Below are 25,486 nucleotides of genomic sequence, written 5' to 3' on the forward strand. Positions count from 1 at the left end.
GGTAATATAGCCAAAGTTTTTATTATGTCCATCATGGTTAAAGCCGTACAAATAAAAAGAACTGGAGGACCGGAAGTATTAGAGTTTGTAGATAAAGGTACAAGTGAGCCAAAAGGCGAAGAAGTTTTGGTACGTCACACAGTTATCGGTTTAAATTGTTATGACTTGGAGCATAGAAAAGGCATTCGTAAAATTAAAAGCCTGCCATTAGTACTTGGAGTAGAAGCAGTTGGAGTTATTGAAAAGCTCGGTAAAAAAGTAAGTAATGGCTTAGAGATTGGAGATAGAGTTGGATATTGCACAGCACCACCTGGAGCATATTGCGAAAAACGTACCATACACCAAAAATATCTGATAAAAATTCCAGACGAAATACCGGATGAAATTGCAGCAGCAGTGCTATTTAAAGGCATGGCAGCTCACTATCTGGTTAACCAGTCTTATAAGATAAAGCCTGGTGCTGTTGTGCTCGTGCACGGAGCCAGCGGTGGTTTAGGACAGATAATATGCCAATGGGGAAAGGATAAAAAAGGGGTAGTTATAGGTTCTGTAAGTTCTGATGAAAAAATGAAGATAGCTTTGCAGAATGGCTGCACATACGCAGTAAATTATAACGATAAAGACTTTGTTTCTAAAATTATGGAGATTACACAAAATAAAGGAGTGGGCGCAGTATATGACCCGATAGGCTATGCTACAAGCAAGCTTTCTTTTGAATCTTTAGGCAAGTTCGGTATATATGTTTCCTATGGGCAGATATCAGGCAGCACTCCGGTTAGCTTTTCTTTACTTAGCTCACGTTCGCTATTTGCCACAGGAACCTCGATATATCATTATAAGCACGACAGACTCACACTAGTGCTTACCGCAATGGAAATCTTTGAGATGATAAAGAAAAAACTTTTAACGGTAAGGATTAACAAAAAGTATAAATTCAATGAAATAATAGAGGCTCATCGTGATATGGAAGATAGAAAAGTGAGTGGACTGAATATCATTAAAGTCTTTTGAATAAATCAACAATTTCAACTACTACTCACTAAATTATGTTAAAATCCATGCATACGCAAAGTACCCATAATTGGGCTATAATGAATCTCTTGTACAACCGACTTATGGTAAGGGATTTTTAGGAGAGATGCAGATGAGCACTGCAGAGTACTTGGGATATTTGAGAAGTGTAAGCAAATTTTGGCGCAAAATTAGAAAACAGGTTATGATGCATCATCGCGCTCTGGAACTGTACATCTAAGGCTTGATGTTTATTGCATATTTAGCTAATCCTTATTTCAATTATGAAAAGTAATTTTAACTCTTATGAAAACTGTATATGTATGTCAATCCTGCGGTCATAGCGCTGGCAGGTTGGTAGGAAGGTGCATTGCGTGTGATAATTGGGATACAGTTTTTGAAGAAATAGTCGTAAGAATAGAAACGAGAAGTACATCTGTATCAATTTCAATAAAGGCATTATCGGATGATGAAATTGTTACCCCGGATCGTCTTTTAACGGAAATAGAGGAATTAGATAGAGTTTTTGGCGATGGTATTGTTAAAGGTGCAAGCATTTTAATTGGTGGCGAACCTGGAATTGGGAAATCTATCCTTTTGCTTAGAATTGCAGCTAGCGTTGCAGAACTTTCCTCTCTCGAGTGTCTCTATGTATCTGGCGAGGAATCCTTAGAACAGGTGAGCCTCAGAGCAAAACGCCTTAAGATAAATGAGTCTAAAATTAAGCTTTTATTTACAGTATCTTTAGCTGATGTAGTGACAACGATAAGAGAAAATAGAAATAAAATTCTTAATTATTGACTCCATACAAACGATGTATGATAGCAAAATTACATCAGCACCATGGACTGTGAATCAGGTTCGCACTTGTGCCCATGAATTAACTATTCTTGCAAAACAACATGGTGTTTCCCTCTTAATAGTTGGTCATATAACTAAGGATGGACAAATAGCTGAACCTAAAACTTTGGAACATATGGTGGACACAGTGCTATATTTTGAAGGTGAAAATAGCAATCAATATCGCATTTTGCGCGCTATTAAAAATAGATTCCGCCCTGCAAATGAAATTGGTATTTTTGAGATGTCTGAAGCAGGACTCGTGCCTATCGATAATCCATCATCGTTATTTCTAGCAGGAAATATTGATGATAGGAAAGTTGTTGGCAGTGCTGTATTTGCAGGAATTGAAGGTTCAAGACCGATTTTGATGGAAGTTCAAGCATTGATAGCGTGAACGAATATGGAAAATCCAAGAAGAGCAGTGGTTGGATGGGATATTAATCGATTAGCCATGATCATTGCAGTATTAAATGCTCGTTGTGAGGTTCCTTTACACAAAAAAGAAGTGTATCTGAACATTGTGGGAGGACTGAAAATATAAGAGCCATCGGCTGACCTTGCTGTTGCTGCTTCACTTTTTTCGAGTATAGTAAATTTACCGCTGCCAACCTCTTCAATAATCTGCGGCGGAGTTGCACTTTCAGGCGAGATTAGAAACATCTCACATGCTGACCTGAGGCTCAAAGAAGCACAAAAACTAGGGTTTAAAAAAGCAATTATGCCTAAAAATGGCAACTATTCTTCTTATGATATTGAAATAATTAAGCTTGGTCATATAAAGGAGTTGAAAGAAATCTTCAATCACAGTTAAATAGTGCTTCAGCAAATTCTTTACTAGTAAACTCCCTAAGATCCTCTATACCCTCGCCAATTCCTATAGCATGCAGCTTTATCTTATAAGCTTCCGCAAGTCCAATCACTACTCCGCCCTTAGCAGTGCCATCTAGCTTGGTTACGATTAGCCCAGTAACATTCACCATCTTGCTAAATGCCTCTAGTTGGCTATAAGCATTTTGGCCGGTGGTTGCATCGAGAACTAAAATAACATCATGAGGAGCAGTATCATCCAATTTCTTTATCGTTCTATATATTTTTGATAACTCCTCCATAAGGTTCACGTTATTTTGTAGCCTGCCTGCTGTATCAATCAAAACAACATCAACGTTATCTTTTATGGCTTGACTTACAGCTCTATATGCCACACTTGCAGAGTCACTACCGTACTCTCCAGCAACAATAGAGCAACCAGAACGTTCTGCCCATATATTTAACTGTTCACTAGCAGCAGCCCTAAATGTGTCGCAGGCGACAAGCATAACGGATTTTCCAATCTCCTTACACTTATGCGCGAGCTTACCTATTGTTGTGGTTTTACCATTACCATTCACTCCGCATACCATAATTATATGTGGTTTTTTGTCCAAGGTGAGTGGTTGCACAATGGGGCTTAATATAGCCTCTATTTCGCTCATTAACTGCTGTGTGATAACATTATATTCAACTTCTTTGTAAAATTTGATGTTTGTGAGCCTATCGATAATTAATTTGGAAGTTTTATTACCAATGTCCATGCTAATTAGCAGCTCTTCCAGCTCATCCAAAAGCGACTGATCTAATTTTTTTTTGCCAGAAAAAATACTCTTTACTCCATCGCTAAAGCGCGAAGAAGTCTTCAACAGGCCTTTATAAAGATTACTAAACAAACTCAAGGGAGTACTCCTTTGAAAATTACAAACTTAATATAGAGAATTACACGCACTACGAGTATTTGTAAAGAAAAATGCACTAGCAAAACCACATATTTTACTCACAAAATATAACGTTTTTGAGTGTATTTTTCTTTGGTTTTTAACATAAATGTATTATAATGTAAGTAATGGTTTATGTGTAATTCTATGAGTTATAATGAGAAAATTTTAGATCATTACGAAAATCCAAGGAATGTTGGTTCTCTGGATAAAAATGATCCAAATGTTGGTACTGGCCTAGTTGGTGCGCCATCATGTGGCGATGTTATGAAATTGCAAATAAAGGTCAATTATAAAGGCGTTATTGAAGACGCAAAATTTAAAACTTTTGGTTGTGGTTCTGCCATCGCTTCGAGCTCTTTGCTCACAGAGATGATCAAAGGGAAAACTATTGAGGATGTAACAAAGATAAAAAACACGCAAATAGTGGAAGAATTGTCTTTGCCTCCAGTGAAGATACACTGCTCGGTGCTTGCTGAAGGCGCTATAAAAGCTGCTATTCATGATTACCAAAGTAAACAAAATAGTTATGAGTAAGCATCAAGGAATAAACGCTGCGAGGAAAGATAAAAAACTTATCACTATCACTGCAAATGCAGTGGAGAGAATAAGGTACTTATTGGATAAAAAACAGCATGATAACCTTGAGAAGTCAGAAGAAGCAATAGGAATAAGGGTACTAATTAAACAAAAAGGATGTTCCGGCTTAAAATATGATATTGAATATGCATATGATATTCGTCTTTTGGAGTCAGTAATTGAAGAAAGCTGCAGTGATGACCAAAAAGTCAAGATATTGATCGATCCAAAATCTGTCATGTTTATTCTTGGTTCTGAAATGGATTACGTAGAGGAAAAACTCTCATCTGGTTTTGTTTTTAAAAATCCTAATGAGAAAGGAAAATGTGGTTGTGGAGAGAGTTTTCATGTCTAGCAACTATTTCACATTGTTTGAAATTGAACCAGCTTTCAACATCAGATTTGATGAGCTAGAGAGAAAATACATTGAGCTCAGCAGAGCTGACATAAATGAAGGAGAGTCCAAAAACATGGAAAATATAAACAAAGCTTATCAAGTGCTCAAGTCACCACTAAAACGTGCCGAACATTTGCTGAATCTCTTTGGTGTAAAAAGCCAAAATGATCATCTAAATTCTGAAATATTGAATGAATCAATGGAAATAAGAGAGTACTTACTAGACTGCGATGATCTACAATTTGCAAGTAGGATGATTGATAAAAAAATAAAAGGTTGCACCAAAAATCTAATTAATGCTTTCGCTACAAAGAATTTTGATGAAGCTGCGATGCAAGTTTTGAGATTGAAATATTTATATAAGTTATTTGAGGAAATGAAGAAAAATGCAGCCAATACAAATTTCTGAACCAAATTTAAATGAAAAAGTGTTCGGTATAGACCTAGGCACTACCAATTCTTTAATTGCTATAGTGAATAAAGCTGGTGACGTGGAGATATTTAAAGATGAACAAGGAAGAGAACTGCTGCCTTCTGCTTTTTCATATGAAAATAACATATTGAAAACCGGCTACGATGTTGGCTCAGGTGCAGTTTACTCGATAAAACGTTTAATGGGTAAAAGTGTCAAAGACTTGCACAAAGAAGGCATCAATTTTGAAATAGACGAAGAAAGTGGAAAAGTTATTAGGGTAAAATGTTCAGAGGAAAAGTATCTCACTCCTGTTGAGATATCTGCTGAGATATTAAAAGCTTTATGTGAGAGGGTAAAAAAGTCTACGGGAATAGAAGTAAAAAAAGCGGTGATTACTGTACCAGCTTACTTTGACGACTCAGCACGCAATGCAACGAAATATGCAGCAAAATTAGCTGGTATAGAGGTTCTTCGCCTCATTAATGAGCCAACTGCTGCGGCGCTTTCTTATTCGATTGAAAAGAATAACAGCAGTGGAATATATACAGTTTATGACCTTGGCGGCGGAACATTTGATATTTCGATATTGAAACTACACCAAGGAGTGTTTCAAGTCCTTGCAGTTGGTGGTGATGCCAAACTTGGTGGTGATGATTTTGATCGCCTACTAAATTCAATTGTGCTTGATAAGTACAGAGAAAAGGCAGGTTTAAACAAAGAGTGCTCTAGTGTCATCCCAGTGTCAGCTACTTTCATGACAGGACCATCATTTACTGAATTATGTACTGTAAAAGAATACCTAAGTGAAAACACGCTAGGCACTTTTGAATTCAACATCAACGGCGAGTTGTTTGAATGCGAAATTACCAAAGAAGAATTCGAGCAAGCAATAAGTCCTTTGGTTAGTAAGACTGTCAATATAGTCACTCGTACTATAGACGATATAGATCTTAAAATTGATGACATAAAAGTGATAATTTTGGTTGGTGGTGCTACTAGAGTGCCATTAGTTTATAACTCACTAGTCAAACTCTTTGGAAATAAGGTGCTGAATGATGTAGATCCAGATAAAGCAGTTGTTATTGGGGCAGCTTTGCAGGCTCATTATTTAACTTCAAGCTCAAAAGATAGGAAAATTCTCTTGGACGTTTTGCCTTTATCACTTGGCATAGAAACTATGGGAGGAATAGTTGAAAAGATCATACCAAGAAATACGCCATTGCCGGTTTCAGAAACAAAAGAGTTTACAACTTACATCGATGGGCAAGCGGCAATGAAAATTCACGTTTGTCAGGGGGAACGTGAAATGATAGAAGATAACAAATCTCTAGCGCAATTTGAACTCAAAGATATACCGCCACTACCTGCAGGTTCTGCACGAGTTGAAATAAAATTTACAGTCAACGTTGACGGAATATTGACTGTTACTGCACGAGAAAAAACCACTGGGATTGAGCAGACAGTTGAAGTAAATTCAAGTTTTGGCTTAAGTGGGGCCGATGTTCAAGATATGGTTAATCAGTCAATAAGCAACTTTGATGAAGATATGAAGGCTAGTTCCCTTGCAGAAGCTAAAATTAATGGCAATAAACTCATACATTTGATTGAAGGTGATAATAGTCTTTCCTCTGATCAAAGGTTAAAAAATCTACTGCAAAACGCAAAAAAAGCTTTACAAGGAAATGATTTGAGTGAAATCAATAGCGCTATTGCCAAGTTAGAAAACTCTTCTTTAGAGTTGTGTAAATTGACAAATAGGTAGAGTTTACACAGCCTTGTACAATATCCTTTCAAATCTCAGGGCAACAGGTACTCTGAAATTAAATGGCAACCAATCAATCTTCTCTAATTTAAACGATAAACCAACTATGCTCACACGCCCAATTATGTTTTCCATTGGTACAAAACCAATTTCAGGAAACCTGCTATCAAAAGAATTATTTCTATTGTCCCCCATAACAAAAAATTGATCGTTAGGTACATAGTAAACCGGAGTATTATACGATAGCTTATTGGAAACATTATCTATCAAAATCTCATGTTTTCTTCCATCTGGAAGTGTTTCTATATACCTTGGTATACTGCGACTTGATTCATAATCAAAAAAACTTTCAATTTGTCTTCGCTTTACCTTCTGATCATTTAGATATAACTCTCCCTCTATCATTTGCACTTTATTGCCTGGTATTCCTATTACTCGTTTAACAAATCTGATGCTATCGTTTTTCGTAGGTTTAAAAACTATTATGTCACCACGTTCTGGAGGGGTATAAAAGATCCTACCGCTGAAAATATTAGGAGAAAATGGAAAGGAGTGTTTACTGTAACCATATGAATATTTACTAGTAAAAATATAATCTCCTTCAAGGAGAGTGCTTTTCATCGAACCAGAAGGGATATGAAATGGCTCAAATAAAAAACTTCGTATTGATAGCGCAATCAGTAGTAAAAAAAACAATGAAGATAAAAATCTTCCTGTTCTTGTTATCCAGTTCCCCCTTAATTCCTCCAACTTTTCCAATTTTGTTTTTCTTATAAATTAAGCTTATTGTAACACATAAAAGTGGTAATGTGAAATTTTACGGTATCTGTTATCCCAACGTTGCATGCACAATCGTACGAATATTTGTTCCAAAACAGTGTTTATAGCGGGTTTTACCTCAAACACAAGGTGTTCCAATTCTCGCTACACAAGGAACAAGCGGACAACAGTGGAAAAGCTACCCAACAGAAACAAAAAACTACTTGACAAATTCCTCCAACTCTCTTATCATGGCAGTAAGGGTATTTCTGACTCAAAACTTGTTTTTGATCTGCAGGCTCAATGACAAAATTCAGTAAAAAACTCAGGGTATTTTTTGGCGGATTGTATCAAATTATAGCGGCTGCATGTCTTTTTCATTTTTTCTACATTCAGCCAAATCGCGCTTGAACTAAGCATCAGTAAATTATTATAGCGCCAATTTAAAGTATTATAGAGTCAAAACTTGCCACTCGGGGTTTCTTTGCCTTTTTTTTTATTTAGTAAATTTTTTAATATTTATAGCTAGTTGCGATTTATGAACGAACATTTGTTTTTACAACGAATGTTGTTATTCCAGCGCGTGACGCTGGAATCCAGGAATTTTATTAAGTTGGTGAGTATAAAAGCTCCCCGGGCCGGATTCGAACCAGCGACCAATTGGTTAACAGCCAACTGCTCTACCACTGAGCTACCGAGGAATAAACTGGTTTCAATTTATCATATTGAGCGCTGATTGTAAACGGTTTTTGTTTGCAATTATGATCAAAGCAATCTTAAATGCGCATAATTACACATATTTGCAAAAAACATAAAGCCTAATGGAAAAAGCTACGAATACCGGTGAAAAACATAGCAATTTTATTTTCATTTGCGGCTGCTATTACATCTTGGTCCTTCAGCGAGCTGCCAGGCTGAATTATTGCTGTAATTCCATGTTTTGCACTTTCTACTATGCTATCTGAAAATGGGAAAAATGCATCTGAGGCAAGCACAGCACTTTTGCACTTTTCACCCGCCTTTTTAACTGCAATGTTCACACTATCTATTCTACTTGTTTGTCCTGCACCAATACCTATGGCACAACCGTCTTTTGCTATAACTATTGCGTTGGATTTCACATGCTTACATATTTTCCAAGCAAAAATAAGATCTTCTTTTTCTTTTTCCGTTGCAGCACACTTTGTTACTTGGCTTATTTCTTCTGCTTTTATTGTATGGTTATTATTTTCTTGCACTAAAAACCCACCGGTAACGTTTTTGATTTGACACTTTGCATTTTGCTGAAGAGAGCTATGGATAATTACTCTTAAATTTTTCTTTCGCTGTAAAATTTTCAGTGCTTCATCGTTTATTGATGGTGCTATCACTACTTCCAAAAATATCTCGCTTAATTTTTTCGCTAACCTTAAATCTATCTCCCGATTTAAAGCAACTATGCCACCAAAACTGCTTATTTCATCACACGATAGAGCTTTTTCGTATGCTTCCAGAGCGCTATCACCAATGGCGGCTCCACATGGGTTATTGTGCTTGATTATCACTGCTGCAGATTCCTGAAACTCAGAAACTATGCTAAGCGCAGATTCTATATCCACTATATTATTATAACTCAACTCTTTTCCATGTAGTTTTTCCAGCGGATACTCGGTGAATTGATTACTGTAAAAAGCAGCTTTTTGATGGGGATTTTCGCCATACCTGAGTTCTTGTGCTTTACGTCCGTATAGGGCAAAAAACTCTGGTAACTCATTGCTTTTACTCTGGGATAGAAACCAACTGTAAATATTAGAATCGTAGCACGCAGTGAGAGCAAATGCTTTAGTTGCTAGATGTTTTCTGTATTCCAATGTTGTTTCATTGTTATTTTTGACCATCTCAGCTTTCAGTGTTTCATAATCTTGAGTGCTAGAAATAACTGAAGTAAAATGAAAATTTTTTGCTGCAGCCCTAATGAGCGCTACTCCGCCGATATCAATTTGTTCTATAATTTGCTCTTCATTTGAGCCACTGCTTACTGTTTTCCAAAATGGATATAGATTAATTATAAGCAGCTCTATAGGCTTAATTCCTAGATCTTGCATTTCTTTTTTGTGCTTTTCTCGATCACCTACTATTCCTCCATGAATTTTAGGGTGTAAAGTTTTTACCCTACCGCTTAGTATCTCTGGAAACTGTGTGTAATCTGAGACTTCTTGCGTTTTTATTCCTGCATCGGATAGAATTTTATATGTATTCCCTGTTGAGAGAATCTCTATTTGTTGCTTTGTTAAAAACGATGCAAGGCCAATTATATTTGTTTTATCATAAACCGATATTAAAGCTCTCTTCACTTTTATATAGAAAGTTTTTTAAGATTATACATAAGAAAAGGAAGTCTGGCTATAGCTGTAAAAAATATCATATGTTTTTTAAAAATTTTTTATTTGTAATTTTATCCAACCATATGGAAGCTTTGACAGCAAGTAGAGATTATATAAATCTCATATAAACCACTCTCAAGAGATGCTCTTAAAAAGCCCTGCGATACCAAAATAAATAAAGAGGTATACCACTTGCGGTGAATAAGCTCGCAATTAGCAAGGTGTTTATAGGAGTTTTAAGTATTACCCAGCAGCAAAAGGTTGTTGCTATACTACCAATTAAAAGCTTGTAATAATTTCTCTCCTTTACAACAACCTTTAGAAAAGCAAGGCTGCATGTAAGGTAGACAAATAAAAATGAAACTACAGAAAAGTCGATAATCGAAGTGATTTGCTGAGCAAAATTGTTACTTGAAGTAAGGATTAGCAAAACCGCAGTTCCAACTGAGCTGGTTATTATTCCCCAAAAAGGAGAACCATGTTTGTTCCTTTTGGCAAAGAATTGTGGCATAAGTCTATCTTCAGCAAGACCAAAAGCAACTTGTCCACTAGATAATACCCAAGTATTTAAACTACCAACACAAAAAATGGATGCAATTACAGAAACAATCAAATGCCAATTACCAGAAAACATAATTTTTATTGCATCAACATATGGTGCTCTTGAACTTGCTAAATCATTCCCATTTATTAACCCCATAATCGCGAAATTATTGATAAAATATATAACAGCAACACAGATTGTGCCAAGTACCACAGCTCTTGGTATAGTTTTGGTCGGGTTATCAACCGACCCTGCAGGTGCCGTCGCCAACTCAACTCCAACGAAACACCATAAAGTCAAAAGTGTAGAGCGGGCAAGAATCTGCGATGCTGTAAGACTTGAGATTCCTTCACCTGTAATGAAGTTGTTTCTATCGAAAAAAAACAACGCTGCTACAGGGATTGCAAGCAATACAGAAATTTTTATAACCGTGAGTAGAAACTCAATGCGCCCAGCGGTAGCTATTCCTCTTAAATTTACTAACGTAATGACTGTAAATAGTAGCAACTCTAAAAGCAAACGCATGCTTTGGATATCTTCATGGAAAAATGGTGTAAGATAACCAACACCCACAACTATTAGAGCTGTTGTACTCACCCAGGAGATTACCCAATATGTCCAACCAACAAAAAAAGCTGCTGTAGGACCAAAGGCATGTTTTGCATAAACGTGAGGGCCTCCGGTTTCTGGAAACTTTGCACATAGCGTGGCAAACACTAGTGCAAGAGACACAGCACCAGCTCCTGATATCACCCAGCTTATGAGGCTATAAGCGCCGTATGGTGCAAGGCTAATTGGAAGGATAAAAACCCCAGAGCCAATTTGACTACTGATTACTAAAGCCAAAACGGTTAAAAAACCTATTTTATTTGACACAATACTTCTTAATTCTTAGGCAGTAGTATAACTTAACCCCAAGAGTTTTAACAAATAAAAAATTATGTTCTTAGGTTAAACTTTTAGGAAGGTGGATTTGCGGTACCAAAGTAAATAAATAAGTGTGCCGCTTAGAGGAAATAAGCTTGACATGAGCAGTGTGCTTATAGGAGTCTCATATATTATCCAGCAGCAAAAAAGCACAGCCACACTTCCAATCAAGAATTTGCAGTAATTTTTCTCTTGTACATTAACCTTGAGAAAAGCAAAACTACATGCTAAATAGATAAATAAAAATGAAACTACAGAAACGTCAATTATCGAAGTTACTTGCTCTGCAAAATTTTTGTTTGACGTTAGAACAAGTAAAACTAGCACTCCCAAAGTACTGAGTATTATTCCACAAAAGGGAGCATCGTGCTTATTTCTTTTAGCAAAAAATTGTGGCACTAACTTATCTTTTGCAAGGCCTAAGGTAACTTGTCCATCAGCCAAGAACCAAGCGTTCAAATTACTTACAGAAACAATAAAAGCAACAACAGAAACAATCAAATGCCAATTACCTGAAAACATGGTTTTCACTGCATCAACATATGGTGCTCTTGAATTTGCTAAGTCGTTACCATTGATTAGCCCAATAATTGCAAGACTATTGATAAAATATACAACAGCAACACAGATTGTGCCAAGCACTATGGCTCTTGGTATTGTCCTAGCTGGATTATTAACTGATCCTGCAGGTGCTGTTGCTGATTCAAGTCCAATAAAACACCATAGGGTGAGAAGTGTAGAGCTGGCAAGAGCCTGTGATGTTGTGAGGTTCGAAATTTCCTCGCTTACGATAAAGTTATTTCTATCAAAAAAAAACAAAGCTGCTGCGGGTATTGCAAGCAGTGCAATAATTTTAACGACAGTTAATAGAAGCTCAACATGTCCAGCAGTTGTTACCCCTCTTAGGTTTATTAGCATAATGGCTAAAATTAATGTTATCTCTAGAAGCAAGCGTATATTTTGCATATTATTTTGAAAAAGTGGAACTAAATAGCCGATACTTGCAACCGTTACAGCTGTTGAGCTAACCCACGAGCTTATCCAATATGTCCAGCCAACAAAAAAAGCTGCTGTAGAGCCAAAGGTATGTTTTACATAAATATGAGGACCACCAGTTTCTGGAAATTTTGCACAGAGTAAGGCAAAAACCAAAGCGAGAGATATAGCACCGAATCCTGATATCACCCAGCTTATGAGGCTATAAGCGCCGTATGGTGCAAGGCTGATTGGAAGCATGAAAATTCCAGAGCCAATTTGGCTACTAATCACTAAGGCAAGAACAGCCAAAAAACCTATTTTATTTGACACAATGGCTTTTAATTTTTATCTGAATAGATTAACAATATAACCGAAGCTCAGAAATTTCAATCGATCTTTATAAAAGCTTGCATTTTTCTATATGTATGCCATAATAAGTTATTCTATTAGTCATTGAGTGAAGGCTATGAATCCGAGATTAAAAAGATTTTTAGTTGTTTGTGGGTATATTTTATTAGTTGGCGCTGCTATTGGAGCAGTTTTTTTATTCGAACATTTGTTTGATGTCTTTATTAATGCGCTTTATGCATTCCTTCTTGCCAAAACTTCAAGTGAGGTATTAGCTGGTTTTGGAACATTTGCAATTCTTCTTGCTGCTTGTGTTGCATGCTATGGCATACATAAGCTCTGTTCTATTTTTACAGAAAAAATTACGAGCAGCTATCAATCTTTCAAGAATGAAAATAGTGGTGATAACATTTTTTCTGAAGTGTATAATGATCCAACAATAGGATTAAAAGATAAAATTTTGTTTTTTTCTATATATTTGATATATTGCATTCAATTGCCATTTTTGTACTGTGCATCGAAAATGTCGGAGCTTAGCAAAGTATTATCAAATAGTGGAGCAATAGGTGCTAGAATATGTTTAGTATTTATAAATGCTATATTATTAATCCCAGTAGCGCTTCTTGAGTTAATAAAATATCCATTAGTAAAACTCTTTTCACCTTTGGGTTTAAATGTAAAGCAACTTAGCTTTTTGTTTAATGTAAGCGATGTAGGCACTGGCAGTCAGAGTGTTCATACGAGTAGTTTTGAGTACAGTGTTCTTCAACGCGCTCAAGAGTTGAAGCAGAAATTCGGAAATCAACCAAATGTGTTGGATAAAGAACTTGAAGACTACATAAATGGTTCAGATCAGTTAACAATGGATCAAAAAGAGCTGTTAAGGCTTTATCTTAACTTTAATGGTTCTAACAGAGCAATTTGGCAAGAATCAAGAACTGGCCTTACTCTTACACAAGTGGCAAATTTAGTTTTGACTACAGCTAAGAATCAAAAGTTAGATACAGATTTTCTAAAGTGCATGTTACTGGTGCGTTTAAAAGAAGGAAATGGTGAATGTCGTCTTGGAATGTTTAACCGTATTATTTATTTACTTAGCTGTCTTGAAGCAAAAAATAACTTCACGGTCGAAGTAAACACTCAAGTGTACGGAAGAATTCCAAGCATTGCGAAAGAGTTTCTTACGCATTGTGAAAGTAAAAGGGTAAAGGTTTTAAAAGACAATTTTGATAATTTTTATTCTGAAAATGATATGGATCTTGAAGTAAAAAATAGTATAGAAAAGTTAATGGGAGAAGCAAAACAATTTGTCTTTAATAAGCTGTATATAGATTATTATAATAGGTACGGTCAAGAAGTTGGAAGGGGCTCTATGAAGCAGAAATTAAGAGAGTTAATCACAGATGATGATATAAAGGAAGCAGTAAATGCTGTGATAGATGATATAGCAATTTCTCCAGAACCGCCTACTTTTCTTGAGAGAGTAAAAGCATTTTTTATTCATACAACAGAAAAGCGTTCTGTTGTTTAGTGATGCTATGGAAGGAAATTTTTTACTTTAACTGAAAAAGTTACTTTTGCATACTTAAGACCTTATTACAATAAGCTTCTCGCATAACTAAACTAAGCGGAAAAAGGCAATTTACTATCCAATCCTACCTGCTATCTCAACGTATATTCCACTAACGTGTAGTGGGATGATGGTTGTTGTTTAGCAATGAATATTTAAGAAGTTTACCAAACTAAGAAAAAAAGGCAAAAGAAGCCCTGGTCGGTATTTATTTTCAGTATTGGCGTTTTTGATGTCTTAAACGACTTATAAGCGCGTTTGAGCTTGTATAGGTAAAAAACCAGAAGTTTTAAAAAGACATGCAGTGCACATAGTGCGAAAAATTAAACAATAGTACGCCAAATACAAGTTTTCTTGTCATTTTAACCTGTACAGATTGGGAAGTTAAATAAATAGCTTCACTACTATGATAAGGGTGACGATGAAGGTTGTCAAGTAGTTTTTTCGTTTTTGACGGGTGTATACCTAGAGCGCTGCCAAAAACTATGCGAGAGGTTTAATGAAGGTCTATTTACCAATATAGAGCTGCCTTGGTCTATTGATTTTAGTTTCTTTGTCATTTGCCATTTCATACCACTGAGTAACCCAACCGGTAGTTCTTGCAAGTGCAAAAATAGGCGTGAACATATTCGAAGGAATATCAATGGCGTTCATTATTATACCTGAGTAAAAGTCAACGTTCGGATATAGCTTGCGCACAATAAAATACTCATCCTTTAAAGCTATTTCCTCAAGTCCTTTTGCAATCTTGAGCAGTTCATTACTTTGTTCCAGTTTACCCAAAACCTCATTACAGGCGTCCTTCAATATGCGTGCGCGTGGATCGTAATTTTTATAAACACGATGACCAAACCCCATTAATTTGAATGGATCTTTATCATCTTTAGCTTTTTCAATGAACTTATCTATATCTCCACTTTGCTCTATCTCCTTTAGCATATTTATAACTGCCTCGTTAGCACCACCATGCGCAGGTCCCCAAAGTGTAGCAACTCCTGCAGAAAGGCTTGCAAACAAGCTAGAACTGGCTGATCCCACCAACCTGACAACTGCTGTAGAAGCATTTTGTTCATGGTCAGCATGAAGAGTAAATATTTTATCCAGAGCTTTTGCAAAAAGGACACTTTTAGCGTTATCAAAAGCATCGCCAAACATCATCCTTAAAAAATTTTCACTATAGCTCAATTCGTTGTTGGCATTTATGAATTCCTGATCGTTGATATGCCTGTACGTTATTGCAACAATTGCAGGAACTTGCGCTATTGCAGAAATTCCAAAATCTAGATCTTCACTGTTGACGTTGTTGCCATGTCTCTCATGGTAAAGTGCTGACAAACTTGCAAAACATGCAATTAAAATCGACATAGGGTGAGCAGTTTTTGGAAATGCTTTAACCACGTTTACAACCTGCTCTGGCACTTTAGATAATTTCTCTATTTTCAGAAGAAACTTTTTGTGTTGCTCTAAATTAGGCAACTTACCATAGAGTAATAGGTAAATTACAGCAGTAAAATTATTATTCTCTGCTAAATCAGCTATACTATGTCCCCTATACTTAAGAACTCCTTCATCTCCATCAATGAATGTAATTGCGGAAGAACACGAAGCTGTGGAAACAAACCCTGGATCATAAGTGAATAACCCTGTTGTCCTATACAAATCCTTAATATTTAATACATCAGGGCCTACTGTTCCGTTTAATATGGGTAGCTCAATCTTTAATCCGTTGCTTAATTCTAATAACGCTTTTTTATCCATCACTTAGGTCACTCAAATTCTATACAAAGCATACAAACCGAGGACTATATATTAACCTAGTTAACTTTAGATTAACCACACTAAGCAGTCATCAACGCTTTGACTTTTGCATTTAAGCGACTTATTTTACGTGCAGCAGTGTTTTTATGAATGACACCTTTATTCACGCACTTGTGCAAATTAGATTCAGCGTTTCGAAATGCTATAATGACATTTTCTTTATCACAAGACTTAATTATATCAACCAATTTCCTAATAGCAGTGCGGGTTTTACTTTTGCGCATTTTATTTATCAAAGTGCGCTTTGCTATTACCTTTATCATTTTTTTAGCACTCTTATGATTCGCCATATATTAATACCTAAAACACTGTACTCTTTCCTTATTATAGAATTTTTTCACTAATTTGCAATACTAGTTTTTTCTGCAGCCAATTTGCTACTTTTCTCTTCAATAGCTTTTTCTAAGTTTCTCAAGAATTCATCCCTACTTAACCCAGGGTATATCGGAGGTAATATCTCTATTATTGCCTTTCCGGGATTTTTTCTTATAGAAAGTATACTCTTTGGCCAAAATAAACCGGTATTTAAAGCAATTGGTAATACAGGAACAGATAATACGCTATATAAAGCTGCAACACCTGGTCGATATTTTGCTTTTTGTGTTGCAACTGTTCTAGTGCCTTCAGGAAATATTATTATGCTTCTATTTTCTTTTATACGCATCTTAGCTAACTTAACAATATAGCGTATAGAGCTGATACCATCCAAGCGGTTAATAAAAATCATCCTAAGCGTCATGAGGTGTAACCCAACAAATGGAATCCACTTCAGTTCACGTTTTAAAATAAAAACTGCGTTTCTAAATAAAAGTATAAAAATAAATGTTTCAAACGGAGATTGGTGCTTAGAAGCAATTATAAAGGGCTGCTTTGGAATGTTTTCTATCCCCTTAATTGCGTATTCAACTCCACATAATAAACGAAGCATGAACAATACAACCTTTACTGAGTAGGCAAGGAAAATAGTTATTATGCGCGCAGGAAAGAAGAGTATAGGGAGAGTAATTGAAGTATAGAGAACCTCCCATAATATAAGGAAAAAATTGAACAGTAAGCCTGAAATCATGAACTCAGATAAACTTACTTGAGTTTAGCTCTACTGCAAATTAAAAACAATAAGTTTAACTATTGATTGTCTGAGTAATAGGATGTGAGTCAGCTAATTTGTCCTTCAATTTTTTGTTAGCAATATGAGTATATATTTGTGTTGTAGAAAGGTTAGTATGACCAAGAACTTTTTGTATCAGCACAATACTTGCTCCACTATCCAGCAGATGGGTAGCAAAAGAATGTCTAATCACATGTGGAGAGATTTTATTTTCATCAATATTACATTTTCTTGCTAATCCCTTAATTAGTTGACCGATTCTTTGCCTAGTAATCGGCTTATTAGGTTTATTACCTGGAAACAGCCAATCGGACTCCTGTACGTCAGGAATCAGATTGTTACGAAGTGATAAATAATTTCTAAGGCTCCCCAGCGCTTGCTCATTAAAAAGAATTTGCCTCTCCTTACCACTTTTTCCTTTTATTATTATATAACTTTCTTTGTCATTACTGTTTGCTAAATGTAGCACCTTACATAACTTCATATTAATCAGTTCAGAAATACGCATGCCGGAAGAGTAAAGTATTTCTAAAATAGCGCATAACCTCCTACCGTTTATTTCTTTATTCCATTCGCTCGCTGATTTTCTGACTGTATCCATTAACAGGAGCATTTCTTTGACGCTCAAATATTTTGGCAAAGGACGAGAAACTTTTGGATTTTTCAATTCATCATCATTAGCTGGAGCTGGATTGAAATCTATTATTCCATCATTAAATAAGCACTTATAAAAATTTTTCATAGCAGATATCTTTCTTGATATAGAACTACTTTTATATTTCTTTTGTGTGTATAGAGATTTCACATAATCTTTGATATTAGTTTTGCTTGCGCTGACTAAAGTAGTGCCACTTTCCAACAAAAAATTTTCAAGTTGACGTAAATCTGAACGATAACTTTCTAAAGTATTTTGCGTAGCAGACCTTTCTGACACTAAAGTATCTATGTAATACGTTATGTAAAGATTCTCTTTTTTATTCTGTAACTGCTCTCTTTTCATTCTCAGCTCCTATATTTATTTCTTTGACTATAGTTTGATTGGAAATGTTATTCGTACTTCTTAATAAAAAATACGAAATAAATAAAATATTTACCAACAGAGTAAGTATAATAAACCTTCGTCTTAATTTTTCTTAGGTTTGATCTTACCTTTACCATAGTTAAATTATAACATCAAATCTGTAGAAAGCATCCTGCAAAGTGAATTTTGCTATAATATACCACTTCTTGGTTGTATCTACTTATATCCATAATAATATAATGTTTTTATAGCGCGAGCACAACTAAACGGTAACTCTTATATTAGTGCTACAGATGTTAATAAATTTTTAGTATATATGCTCTGTTAAAAGAAGAAATCACATAGTATCTCTTTTCAATAAAGCACTAATAAAAGGAAGGGTAACATTTGATCCCATAGATTCATCATCTACCTTTTCTATAATTTCATTAATGCTGTGAAAAGAACGCTCAACTCTTGCCAAAATATAATCGATCACTTTCAAATCAATTTTGAACTGTTTATCTGAAAACCGTTTCATCAACATAATCCTTAACAATTCCCCGCTCGCTGATGGAATTTTTACGCTGATGGTTGATAATATGCGAGAACTTAAATCTTTTAACTTGAAGTTAAGCTTGCTTGGTGAAGTTGAAGAAGTAATAAGCAATTTCTTGTTATTTTCTTTCATGTAGTTATAACAATGCAGTAACATTGCTTCATCTTGAATGTTTTGTATATTTTCTAAAATAAAAGCGTTGCTATATCTAATCTCGCTTATAAAATTGTTCACATTGATAAAGATCGCATCGTTCATCGATTGCCAAATGTGAGCAAGATGAGTTTTACCAGAACTTTTAGGCCCAAAAAGGATCAGACATTTCCAAGATAAATCATCAATGACTGAGTGGTACACATGTTTATTTTCATCCAAGATGATGAAGTTTTGCAGACTATAATCAGCTTGATTATTGTTAAATAAATTTAATTGCACATTAGACATTTTGTGTTCCTGATGGTAACTTTTACGTCAAAATTTACTTACTCTTCTTGAGTACATCAGGTATTCTCTCTCCTTATTACAATGCAAAAACCTGTTAGCCATTTCTGTAAAACTCACTTTTAAGATATTTATCGGTTATACATTTCACTGATACATAAAACATTGCTATTATTGGAACAAAAAGTAATATACCCATAAGTCCAAAATATGAGGCACATACAGTAACCCCAAGAATAATTACAGCTGGATGTATATGGACTTTTTTTCCTATCAATAAAGGAGCCAGTATATTTGCATCCATCAGGTGTCCAACACCAAATAATATTAAAACAGCAGTGCTTTCAAACCATCCACTGAATTGAGTAACAGCGCTCAAAAACCCAATGATAGTATATAATAATGGCCCTATATAAGGTATAAATGTTAGTGTCCCTGACAAAACTCCAATAGCAACAGAATGTCTCGACCCGATTATACTAAGACCTACAGAGTAAAAAATCATCATAAAAATGCATACATTCACCTGTCCTTTTAGGTAGTTAGATACAATAAAATCCACTTTTGAAAAATAATCTGCAACTTTTTCTCTGTAAGGAACAGGGACTAATTTACTAACTTTTGTTACAATCAAAGGCCAATCACGCAATACATAAAAGAACATCACCGGAGTAATCACCGCTAATGATACTGTATGAATCAAGCTAAAGCTCGAGCTTAACACCTGGATTATAAAATTGCTGGTAATATCAAGGGCATTTACGAAATAAGATATATAATCGCCGTAATTTTTTGCTAGGCTTTCAGATAAGTGATCAAACAAACCATCTTCTGTTTTTATATTGAGAAATTCTAACACAGATGGAATAACTTTGAGGTTTAACGAAGGTACTTTACTGACCAAAAAATTTAATATTGAAGTAATTTGAACATATATAATAGGTAAAACAAATGTAACAGCTAATACAAAGATCATTAGTAGAACAAGTATTATAAAAATTACAGAATATAAGCGTGGTATTCTATACTCCTCAAACTTTACTACTAGCGGATTAAATAAATATGCAACAACGATAGATATTAAGCATGGAAAAACTATAGGGCGCACTAAAAATAATGTGCCAATTATAAGAAGTAATATAAGACAAACAGTTGCATAGCGTTTTTGCATGTTTTTAGCATAGTCAATTTATTAAAAATAATACACAGTTTATTTTATCTATGTTAAAACAAATTACCAAAGACAGAGAAAGCTTACAAAAAACGAAGTACCTATAGTTTATCTATAAGCGGCCAAAAAGCACCTTAGCGAGTGTTTTCTGATACAAAAATACATCAGGTCACCTTTTTTTATCATCCAGTTAGCGCTTCCTTTTTTTTGTCATCCCAGCGCTTGACACACAACTGTACGAACATTGCAATTAGCAAGTAATTTGCGGGTGTCATGCCAGTGCTTGACACTGGCATCCAGGAATTTTATTAAGTTGGTGAGTATAAAAGTAGCTGTTTTATGTTAAAATACGACGTTTTGATGATTATGGAAAGCCCGGTGTCGGAGCACTGGGATGACACCCGCAAATTACTTGCTAATTGCAATGTTCGTACAGTTGTGCACGTTACGCTGGAATCTAGGTGAAAAAAAAGTGTAGATCCCAGATACTGCTTTAGTCATAAATATTTAAGAAATTTACTAAATGATAGAAAAAAGCAAAAGAAGCCCCGTTAGCTAGTTATTCACTATCTATCTTTTAAATTGGCGTTTTTTACTGTCTTAAACGCTTTAACAAGCGCGTTTTAGCTTATATTAGGTAAAAACCTTGAAAGTTTATAAAGACATGAGGTGCACATAGTGCAAAAAATTAAATATAAGACACCAAGTACATTGAGTTTTTTGTCATTTTATCTGCACAGACTGAAGATAAATAATAGCTTTAGTATTAAAATAATGGTAACGGCGAAGGTTGTCAAGTAGTTTTTTTGTATATACCAAAACTGGTTTGATATGCTAGAGATCTAGTGAAGATCGGCATGATGTCTCTTGACATCTGGTGAGTTTATGAATAGGCTGGAATAGCTTTGTGTTAACTTAAGGAGTTATTATAACGTTTGTTCAATTACTTAATAGAGAATTAGATGATTTGCATTTATTAAAACATCAGTTTTACCAATCATGGAATGAAGGAAATTTGAGTCTTGAAGCTCTGCGAGTTTACGCTAAGGAATATTATCATCATGTTCACGCATTTCCTCGTTATATTAGCAGTATACATTCTTTATGTCTAAATCTAAAAATAAGACAAGTTTTGCTTGGTAATTTAATAGAAGAAGAACAAAGCGATGAGAACCATCCAGAGTTATGGCAACGTTTTGCTGAAGGGCTTGGTGTCTCACGGTCCGATCTTCGTGAAGATGCGCAAATTAAGGAGACACAAGAATTGGTTGATGGTTACTTTGATATTGTACGATCAGGCTTTGCAATGGGTCTTGAGGCTCTTTATGCCTATGAACGTCAAACCCCTGAGGTTTCTAAATCTAAAATTGATGGCCTCAAAAAATACTATTCAATAGATGATGGGCGTTCCATCCAATTTTTTACCGTTCACATGGATGCTGATGAGTGGCATTCTGAGGAGTGCGCAAACCTTATTGCAGATTTAAATGAAGAAGAACAAGGAAAAGTTATGCAAGGTGCTAAAAAAGGAGCAAAACTTTTATGCGGTTTTCTTGATGGAATGATGAACGCATATGCACATTGCTGAGGGGTTTTTATCAATAAAGGGGAAAACTTCTTTTGAGTAATTTGGTGAACTTCATAAACATGTGGGTTTTTGTAAGCTAGGGAATAGAGAAGTATAAAGATGGAACTATGTACAAAACCGTTATGTAACCTCCTTATCCAGGATTTACGGCTTTGGGTTCATTTAGGCTGTAGTGCAGAAGAGAAGTTTCATTCCCAATTAGTGAGTATTAATGTTGATTTTACCTTTAAGTCTCCTCCTGTAGGGTTTATAACTGACCGGCTTGAGGATACTGTCTGCTACCTGGAAGTAGTGCAGAGTATACAATCGCTTGCTCAAAGCAAGCAATTCAATTTAATCGAACATTTCACTCGCGATGTATATATAATTATTAGCAAACTTTTGATGCAGAAAAGGCATACTATTTCTTCTATAAGAGTGGCTACTCACAAAGTTGCACCACCTGTTCCCGATGTACATGGGGGTGTTCTCTTTACCTATAGCAATGCACTGCAAGAGCAGGAAGACAACTAATGATTTATATTTCTATTGGTTCAAATATAGGAAATCGCCTTTCTAATTTACAAAAAGCTACTCAATTACTAAAGGAGCGCTGCTTTAAAGACCTAAAATCTTCGATTGTCTTAGAAACTAAAGCCATTTTACCAAATGGTGCCCCAACTGAGTGGAACAAGCCATTTCTTAATATGGTTGTGTATGGAAGCTGTCTTGCTTCTCCCGAAGAGCTATTAAAAGGCCTAAAACAAATCGAATGTGACATTGGTCGTCCACAGATTCATGAAAAGTGGGCACCTCGTATTATCGACTTGGATATTTTATTATTGGATGATCTAACGCTTGATACACCCTATCTTAAGATTCCTCACCCAGAATTGTTGAATAGACCATTTTTGCTTCACTTGATGGCAATGCTCAGCCCCATGGGTGATATTCCAACAACTAACAAAACGTTTAGTAGTGTTACTCACAACACCCCTAGCGTTCAAGACCGCTTTTTAAAGAGTTTTACGCTTTCACCAGAGCTTGTGGGAATTGTCAACGTCACTCCTGATTCATTTTCAGATGGTGGTCTTTATTATGATGCAGATCAAGCAACTAAACAGGCATTGCAACTGGTGTCAGATGGTGCGAGAGTAGTTGATCTTGGTGCTCAATCAACAAGGCCTGGATCTTCGATGCGGATCCCAGAGGAAGAATATGCACGTTTAAAACCAGTACTTGATAATCTTAGTCATTATATGAAAGCTGGCGATATTAAAGTAAGTATTGATAGCTTCTGGCCGGATGTTATTTTAAAAGCTTTGGAATATTATAGCATTGCTTGGGTAAACGATGTTAAAGGAGATCTAGATGATAATACCTTAAAAGAAATTGCTAGCGGTGGGTGTAGCATCGTTATTATGCATTCACTCTCTATACCACCACATAAGGACAACATTATTCCAGGTAACACTGACCCCATCAACACCATAAATCACTGGGCAGAGAAAAGTATTGATAAATTACTAGCTCTAGGTTTTAATAAAAGCTCAATAATTATTGATCCTGGTATAGGTTTTGGAAAATCCCTATATCAGAATATCTGGATTTTACGCAAGATAGAAGCATTACAAAGTTTCGGCTGCAAGGTTCTAGTGGGTCATTCTAGAAAGTCATTCATTTCTTCTTTTTCTTCAGAACTTGCCTTTAACCGAGATTTGGAAACAATTTCCACGTCGTCTGTATTACACAATAAGGTTGATTTCCTTCGAGTGCATAATGTGCGCGATCACATGAGATTTTTTGTAGCCCAAGCTGCTTTACATGGATGATGATTATCGGAGTTATGGCCGTTGATCCAAGCGGGGTAATTGGAATAAATAATGGATTGCCCTGGGACTACCCAAGTGAGCTGGAGCATTTTTGCCAAGTGACTGATAAACAAGTTATTGTTATGGGAAGAAAGACATTTGAAGCAATACCTCAAAACATATTGAAGAATCGTGTTCCTGTTGTTTTTTCTCGTAACAAGCTAAGTTCGTGTTTTAATAGAGGTATAAAATGTACTATTGTTTCTTCTATGCAAGAGTTTCTATCAATTCAAAATAGTTGGAATTACCCCAAAATCTTCATGATTGGCGGAGCACAGATAGCGCACCTTTTTTTAGAACATGATCTAATCTCAGAATTTATCATAACAGAAATTCACAAACCTTATAAAGGTGATGTATATTTCAACTTAGCACTCCTTGATGTGTGGAATAAAACCATTCTTATTGAAACAAAAGATTACACTATATGCAGGCTAATATATGCAAGTTGAAGCAATTTACACACACCGCGTTGAATGCGGTGAAGCATTAGAGAAGATTCTTGATTGCTATGTTTCAAAATTATTGAGGGAGGAGGTTGTGCTTGCTATCACATCAAAAATCATTTCCATTTGCCAAAAGCAAGTAGTTCACAAAACTGCCTGTTCTAAAGAAGAGCTGATTAAAAAAGAAGCTGATGCGATTGTTGATACAGATTGCAATCTTTGCAGTATCTATTTGACAATTAAAGATAATATCTTAATTCCATCTGCCGGTATTGATGAATCAAATGGTGATGAGGTGTATATTCTATATCCAAAAGATGTTCAGAAAACAGCTGTATCAGTATGGGACTACCTAAGGACAAAACGTTGCATAAAGCATCTTGGTATTTTGATTACAGATAGTAGTATAGCGCCTATGCGCCTTGGGGTTACAGGAATTGCTCTTGGTTGGTGTGGGTTTGAGCCGCTTTATTCCTATGTAGGCAAGCCAGATCTTTATAGTAAGCCACTCCAGGTAACACAAATCAATCTTCTTGATGCGCTGGCAACATCTGCTGTTTTAGTTATGGGAGAAGGGGCAGAACAAACGCCAATGGCAGTAATTAAAGATGTGCCAAAAATCCGCTTTCTTACTCGTCCACCGACTATAGAAGAAGAGAGAAGTGTTAAGATATCAGTGGAAGACGACCTTTATTCTCCTCTGCTCATGAAAGCCCGGTGGTTGAAGAATGAGGGGTAGATTAAAAAAATGTACAAGACTAGGTCATGCAGCCTGACTTTTCCTTTTATATCATACGTTAGATCTATTGCATAACAAATCGGCTTTTGGCATATGAGAAAAAACTACTTGACAACCTCCGCTGTTACCTTTATTATGGTACCGAAGCTATTATTTATCTTCAGTCTGTGCATATTAAATGACAAAAAAACTTAGCATATTTGGCGTCTCATGTTTAATTTTTCGCACTATGTGCACTGCATGTCTTTATAAAACTTCTGGTTTTTTACCTATACAAGCTGAAACGCGCTTATAAGTCGTTTAAGACATCAAAAACGCCAATGTTATAAGATAGCTAGTGAATAACTAGCTATCTGGGTTTCTTTTGCCTTTTTTTATATTTAGTAAATTTCTTAAGCACAAAGGTTACACTAACTTTCGTTATCAAACAAGATACATAATAAATTCGCTAATCGTAGGGAAACTTTTTAATTTATCCTATTACCATATAGATTTGGTATAAATGGATTTCCAGTAAAAAAT

23 protein-coding genes, 1 tRNA gene and 1 pseudogene are annotated in these 25,486 nt (G+C 35.6%); 13 read left to right on the top strand and 12 right to left on the bottom strand.

Translation table 11 applies throughout. The features are described 5' to 3' along the window. Positions 1-33: 33 nt before the first annotated feature. Complete coding sequence (locus tag AB6N09_RS00300) at positions 34-1,011, top strand: quinone oxidoreductase family protein (protein ID WP_411131031.1); 978 nt, start codon at positions 34-36, stop codon at positions 1,009-1,011. 306 nt (positions 1,012-1,317) lie between these two features. Then, positions 1,318-2,665: pseudogene (radA, locus tag AB6N09_RS00305) on the top strand (DNA repair protein RadA). On the opposite strand, the gene ftsY reads toward radA, so the two are convergent. Further along, positions 2,652-3,563 carry a signal recognition particle-docking protein FtsY gene (gene ftsY, locus AB6N09_RS00310; protein ID WP_411130979.1) on the bottom strand — a complete coding sequence of 304 codons (912 nt, stop codon included), beginning with the start codon at positions 3,561-3,563 and terminating at the stop codon, positions 2,652-2,654. The pseudogene radA and the gene ftsY overlap by 14 nt on opposite strands. 186 nt (positions 3,564-3,749) lie before the next feature. On the opposite strand from ftsY, the gene iscU reads away from it, so the two are divergent. Genes iscU through hscA form a run of 4 tightly spaced genes read left to right on the top strand, consistent with a single transcriptional unit; the run spans position 3,750 to position 6,755 of the window. After that, complete coding sequence (gene iscU, locus AB6N09_RS00315; RefSeq protein WP_411130980.1) at positions 3,750-4,139, top strand: Fe-S cluster assembly scaffold IscU; 390 nt, start codon at positions 3,750-3,752, stop codon at positions 4,137-4,139. After that, positions 4,132-4,536: a HesB/IscA family protein gene (locus AB6N09_RS00320; RefSeq protein ID WP_411130981.1), complete on the top strand. Its 405-nt coding sequence runs from the start codon at positions 4,132-4,134 to the stop codon at positions 4,534-4,536. The genes iscU and AB6N09_RS00320 overlap by 8 nt, the downstream gene beginning before the upstream one ends. Continuing rightward, a complete protein-coding gene (locus AB6N09_RS00325) occupies positions 4,529-4,987 on the top strand; it encodes an iron-sulfur cluster co-chaperone HscB C-terminal domain-containing protein (protein ID WP_411130982.1) in 459 nt (152 codons plus the stop codon). The genes AB6N09_RS00320 and AB6N09_RS00325 overlap by 8 nt, the downstream gene beginning before the upstream one ends. Next, positions 4,965-6,755 carry a Fe-S protein assembly chaperone HscA gene (gene hscA / locus AB6N09_RS00330; RefSeq protein WP_411130983.1) on the top strand — a complete coding sequence of 597 codons (1,791 nt, stop codon included), beginning with the start codon at positions 4,965-4,967 and terminating at the stop codon, positions 6,753-6,755. Before AB6N09_RS00325 ends, hscA begins: the two co-directional genes overlap by 23 nt. 3 nt (positions 6,756-6,758) lie before the next feature. Here hscA and lepB read toward each other — a convergent pair whose 3' ends face one another. Beyond that, positions 6,759-7,505 carry a signal peptidase I gene (gene lepB / locus AB6N09_RS00335; RefSeq protein ID WP_411131032.1) on the bottom strand — a complete coding sequence of 249 codons (747 nt, stop codon included), beginning with the start codon at positions 7,503-7,505 and terminating at the stop codon, positions 6,759-6,761. A 462-nt stretch (positions 7,506-7,967) separates the two neighbouring features. Here lepB and AB6N09_RS00340 point away from each other — a divergent pair, with 462 nt between their 5' ends. Continuing rightward, complete coding sequence (locus tag AB6N09_RS00340) at positions 7,968-8,018, top strand: hypothetical protein (RefSeq protein WP_411131033.1); 51 nt, start codon at positions 7,968-7,970, stop codon at positions 8,016-8,018. A 125-nt stretch (positions 8,019-8,143) separates the two neighbouring features. On the opposite strand, the gene AB6N09_RS00345 is transcribed toward AB6N09_RS00340, so the two are convergent. The 4 genes from AB6N09_RS00345 to AB6N09_RS00360 all read right to left on the bottom strand — a co-directional run bounded on the left by AB6N09_RS00345 (position 8,144) and on the right by AB6N09_RS00360 (position 12,656). Continuing rightward, positions 8,144-8,215, bottom strand: a tRNA-Asn gene (locus tag AB6N09_RS00345). A gap of 117 nt (positions 8,216-8,332) precedes the next feature. Then, the gene (gene purH / locus AB6N09_RS00350; protein WP_411131034.1) at positions 8,333-9,853 is read right to left on the bottom strand and encodes a bifunctional phosphoribosylaminoimidazolecarboxamide formyltransferase/IMP cyclohydrolase; all 1,521 of its coding nucleotides are present in this window, start codon (positions 9,851-9,853) and stop codon (positions 8,333-8,335) included. A 172-nt stretch (positions 9,854-10,025) separates the two neighbouring features. After that, the gene (locus tag AB6N09_RS00355; protein WP_411130984.1) at positions 10,026-11,297 is read right to left on the bottom strand and encodes an APC family permease; all 1,272 of its coding nucleotides are present in this window, start codon (positions 11,295-11,297) and stop codon (positions 10,026-10,028) included. Positions 11,298-11,372: 75 nt separating this feature from the next. Next, complete coding sequence (locus tag AB6N09_RS00360; protein WP_411130985.1) at positions 11,373-12,656, bottom strand: APC family permease; 1,284 nt, start codon at positions 12,654-12,656, stop codon at positions 11,373-11,375. A 136-nt stretch (positions 12,657-12,792) separates the two neighbouring features. Here AB6N09_RS00360 and AB6N09_RS00365 point away from each other — a divergent pair, with 136 nt between their 5' ends. After that, entirely contained in the window at positions 12,793-14,205 is a 1,413-nt protein-coding gene (locus tag AB6N09_RS00365; RefSeq protein ID WP_411130986.1) for a hypothetical protein, read from the top strand. A gap of 546 nt (positions 14,206-14,751) precedes the next feature. Here AB6N09_RS00365 and AB6N09_RS00370 read toward each other — a convergent pair. From AB6N09_RS00370 to AB6N09_RS00395, 6 genes are all read right to left on the bottom strand, one after another. Next, a complete protein-coding gene (locus tag AB6N09_RS00370; protein ID WP_411130987.1) occupies positions 14,752-16,002 on the bottom strand; it encodes a citrate synthase in 1,251 nt (416 codons plus the stop codon). Positions 16,003-16,082: 80 nt separating this feature from the next. Beyond that, positions 16,083-16,352, bottom strand: a complete 270-nt coding sequence (gene rpsT / locus AB6N09_RS00375) for a 30S ribosomal protein S20 (protein ID WP_411130988.1) — start codon at positions 16,350-16,352, stop codon at positions 16,083-16,085. A gap of 50 nt (positions 16,353-16,402) precedes the next feature. Continuing rightward, positions 16,403-17,128 carry a lysophospholipid acyltransferase family protein gene (locus AB6N09_RS00380; protein ID WP_411130989.1) on the bottom strand — a complete coding sequence of 242 codons (726 nt, stop codon included), beginning with the start codon at positions 17,126-17,128 and terminating at the stop codon, positions 16,403-16,405. 55 nt (positions 17,129-17,183) lie between these two features. Then, a complete protein-coding gene (locus AB6N09_RS00385) occupies positions 17,184-18,170 on the bottom strand; it encodes a tyrosine-type recombinase/integrase (protein ID WP_411130990.1) in 987 nt (328 codons plus the stop codon). A 358-nt stretch (positions 18,171-18,528) separates the two neighbouring features. Further along, positions 18,529-19,164: an HdaA/DnaA family protein gene (locus tag AB6N09_RS00390; RefSeq protein WP_411131035.1), complete on the bottom strand. Its 636-nt coding sequence runs from the start codon at positions 19,162-19,164 to the stop codon at positions 18,529-18,531. A 103-nt stretch (positions 19,165-19,267) separates the two neighbouring features. After that, the gene (locus AB6N09_RS00395; RefSeq protein WP_411130991.1) at positions 19,268-20,341 is read right to left on the bottom strand and encodes an AI-2E family transporter; all 1,074 of its coding nucleotides are present in this window, start codon (positions 20,339-20,341) and stop codon (positions 19,268-19,270) included. 928 nt (positions 20,342-21,269) lie between these two features. Here AB6N09_RS00395 and AB6N09_RS00400 point away from each other — a divergent pair. From AB6N09_RS00400 to AB6N09_RS00420, 5 genes are all read left to right on the top strand, one after another. After that, the gene (locus AB6N09_RS00400) at positions 21,270-21,929 is read left to right on the top strand and encodes a CADD family putative folate metabolism protein (RefSeq protein WP_411131036.1); all 660 of its coding nucleotides are present in this window, start codon (positions 21,270-21,272) and stop codon (positions 21,927-21,929) included. A gap of 99 nt (positions 21,930-22,028) precedes the next feature. After that, complete coding sequence (locus tag AB6N09_RS00405; RefSeq protein ID WP_411130992.1) at positions 22,029-22,442, top strand: dihydroneopterin aldolase; 414 nt, start codon at positions 22,029-22,031, stop codon at positions 22,440-22,442. After that, complete coding sequence (gene folP / locus AB6N09_RS00410) at positions 22,442-23,740, top strand: dihydropteroate synthase (RefSeq protein ID WP_411130993.1); 1,299 nt, start codon at positions 22,442-22,444, stop codon at positions 23,738-23,740. The genes AB6N09_RS00405 and folP overlap by 1 nt, the downstream gene beginning before the upstream one ends. Then, the gene (locus AB6N09_RS00415) at positions 23,737-24,231 is read left to right on the top strand and encodes a dihydrofolate reductase (RefSeq protein WP_411130994.1); all 495 of its coding nucleotides are present in this window, start codon (positions 23,737-23,739) and stop codon (positions 24,229-24,231) included. Before folP ends, AB6N09_RS00415 begins: the two co-directional genes overlap by 4 nt. Further along, entirely contained in the window at positions 24,221-24,964 is a 744-nt protein-coding gene (locus tag AB6N09_RS00420; protein WP_411130995.1) for a putative folate metabolism gamma-glutamate ligase, read from the top strand. Before AB6N09_RS00415 ends, AB6N09_RS00420 begins: the two co-directional genes overlap by 11 nt. Positions 24,965-25,486: the final 522 nt, after the last annotated feature.

It is taken from the genome of Wolbachia endosymbiont of Tettigetta isshikii (assembly GCF_041154185.1).
Classification (GTDB): domain Bacteria; phylum Pseudomonadota; class Alphaproteobacteria; order Rickettsiales; family Anaplasmataceae; genus Wolbachia.

Bases quoted from the DNA above. Each gene is read 5' to 3' on its own strand.
- iscU (WP_411130980.1), top strand. From the start codon at position 3,750: ATGAGTTATAATGAGAAAATTTTAGATCATTACGAAAATCCAAGGAAT.
- AB6N09_RS00405 (WP_411130992.1), top strand. From the start codon at position 22,029: ATGGAACTATGTACAAAACCGTTATGTAACCTCCTTATCCAGGATTTA.
- AB6N09_RS00395 (WP_411130991.1), bottom strand. From the start codon at position 20,341: ATGCAAAAACGCTATGCAACTGTTTGTCTTATATTACTTCTTATAATT.
- AB6N09_RS00365 (WP_411130986.1), top strand. From the start codon at position 12,793: ATGAATCCGAGATTAAAAAGATTTTTAGTTGTTTGTGGGTATATTTTA.
- rpsT (WP_411130988.1), bottom strand. From the start codon at position 16,352: ATGGCGAATCATAAGAGTGCTAAAAAAATGATAAAGGTAATAGCAAAG.
- folP (WP_411130993.1), top strand. From the start codon at position 22,442: ATGATTTATATTTCTATTGGTTCAAATATAGGAAATCGCCTTTCTAAT.
- AB6N09_RS00370 (WP_411130987.1), bottom strand. From the start codon at position 16,002: ATGGATAAAAAAGCGTTATTAGAATTAAGCAACGGATTAAAGATTGAG.
- AB6N09_RS00325 (WP_411130982.1), top strand. From the start codon at position 4,529: ATGTCTAGCAACTATTTCACATTGTTTGAAATTGAACCAGCTTTCAAC.
- AB6N09_RS00420 (WP_411130995.1), top strand. From the start codon at position 24,221: ATGCAAGTTGAAGCAATTTACACACACCGCGTTGAATGCGGTGAAGCA.
- AB6N09_RS00320 (WP_411130981.1), top strand. From the start codon at position 4,132: ATGAGTAAGCATCAAGGAATAAACGCTGCGAGGAAAGATAAAAAACTT.
- hscA (WP_411130983.1), top strand. From the start codon at position 4,965: ATGCAGCCAATACAAATTTCTGAACCAAATTTAAATGAAAAAGTGTTC.
- AB6N09_RS00300 (WP_411131031.1), top strand. From the start codon at position 34: ATGGTTAAAGCCGTACAAATAAAAAGAACTGGAGGACCGGAAGTATTA.
- AB6N09_RS00385 (WP_411130990.1), bottom strand. From the start codon at position 18,170: ATGAAAAGAGAGCAGTTACAGAATAAAAAAGAGAATCTTTACATAACG.
- AB6N09_RS00380 (WP_411130989.1), bottom strand. From the start codon at position 17,128: ATGATTTCAGGCTTACTGTTCAATTTTTTCCTTATATTATGGGAGGTT.
- AB6N09_RS00415 (WP_411130994.1), top strand. From the start codon at position 23,737: ATGATGATTATCGGAGTTATGGCCGTTGATCCAAGCGGGGTAATTGGA.